This window comes from Roseobacter sinensis (assembly GCF_025755255.1).
GTDB classification, from domain to species: Bacteria; Pseudomonadota; Alphaproteobacteria; order Rhodobacterales; family Rhodobacteraceae; genus Roseobacter; species Roseobacter sinensis.
On record NZ_JALIEB010000056.1, the window covers coordinates 1 to 1,569 of the forward strand.

2 protein-coding genes are annotated in these 1,569 nt (G+C 60.8%); one reads left to right on the forward strand and one right to left on the reverse strand.

What is annotated here, in order from left to right:
- The first annotated feature begins 84 nt into the window (after positions 1-84).
- Positions 85-552: a hypothetical protein gene (locus MUB52_RS23840; RefSeq protein ID WP_263846654.1), complete on the forward strand. Its 468-nt coding sequence runs from the start codon at positions 85-87 to the stop codon at positions 550-552.
- Here the strand turns inward: MUB52_RS23840 and MUB52_RS23845 are convergent.
- Entirely contained in the window at positions 509-1,471 is a 963-nt protein-coding gene (locus MUB52_RS23845; protein WP_263846655.1) for an IS1595 family transposase, read from the reverse strand. The two genes, MUB52_RS23840 and MUB52_RS23845, sit on opposite strands and share 44 nt — an antisense overlap.
- Positions 1,472-1,569 lie beyond the last annotated feature (98 nt).

Genomic DNA, 1,569 nt, shown 5'->3' on the forward strand with positions numbered 1-1,569 from the left:
CGCGACGAATGCCTGCGGTCTTAGGTAGCAAATGCACCAAGTTTCCATCTGGATGGTTTCGGCGATGTCGGGTGAAATGGCGGCATGCCGGAGCCATTGATCATTCAGACGCTGACGGAGAAGCGCGCCGAGATCCTCGGGCAGATCAAGGCGTACGAGGCCCAAATCGCGCATGCCAAGCATGATCTGGCGCATGTGAGCGCGACGATCGAACTCTTCGCTGCACCGGAACGTCAGCGCGCGAGATACATTGTGAGCCACGGGTTCTTCAAGAAGGGCGAGATCGCGGATATTTGCGTCCGTCACCTCGGGGTGGACGCCGAATTGACGACGCGCGAGCTTGCGGAGCGCGTCATGACGGAACGTGATCTGGATACCTCGGATACCGCGCTCCGGAACTCGGTCGTCTTCAAGGTCGTCCAGGCGCTTCGTCACGCCAAGCGGCGGAAGCTCGTCCGGATGATCGAGAAGCGGAAGGGCATGTGCGTCTGGGGCGCCGGTGATGCCGTCACGCTGCGCGTCGTTGCCAATACCCCTTCCACGACCGGCTGACCGGGGAGGCGAGCGCGCCGCCGATCAGGCGATCTGCCAGCCGACCATTGCTCTCCTCCCGATGATCCTCGAGCCAGGCCGCGTGGGCGGCATACGCATCAAGGTACCGCCCTTCGACCTTCAGATGCTGTCCCCCGATCATCCGCCGGAGGCGCGAGAAGAAGCTCTCGGCGAGGTTCGTATGAACGCCTGCCACACTGTAACCCTCTGAATGGTTTATTCTTTGCATGTCGAAGTCGGTCTCAAGCAGATCCCAGTGCGTTACTTCGTCAGCTGCGACCATGGCACCGCGAGCAATCCGCTCTCGCGCGAATTCGACACCCTGCGCCTCCCGGAGGAAAGTCCTAGTCAGGATACGACCACCCCGCTGACGGAGCACGACGACTACGCGCCGCTTCCCGCTCCGATTGGCGAGGCGTCGGCGATCGACGCGGTCTTCGCGCAGATTGGCGGGTCGAACGTGACCGCCGAAGGCAGCGCCATCCACCTCGACCTCACCGTCGAGGCCAATGTCCCGGGTCTCAGCCATCATCGCTTCCCTCAGCTTGTGCATGAGCACGAACGCCGTCTTGTGCTGGACATCCAGGTCGCGTGAGAGCTGGACCGCGGAGAGCCCCTTCGATGCGTTCACGAAGAGACAGATCGCGCCAAGCAGATCGACAAAAGAAAGCTTCCGGGACGCGAAGACCGTGCCCGATGTCACGCTGAACTGACGATGGCATGCCGCACACTTGAACCGGCGCCTGGTGGTCACATCGTAGATGTCGATGCAGCCGCAGGTCGGGCAGACCGGCTCACCATCCGTCTCCGGCCAGCGTAGCCGGCAGAAACGATAGTATGCCGCCTCCTCGCCTTCCGAAAAGATCGACTTCAGAGAGAGGGTTCGCGCGGCCGCCGATAGGAGAAAATGTTGCGCCATGTGAACCTCTTCGATCAAGATTGTTCATATATTGTTCTCATTCATGGGCATAGTCAATCGCTTGGTGCATTTGCTACCTAAGACCGAATGCCTGAACG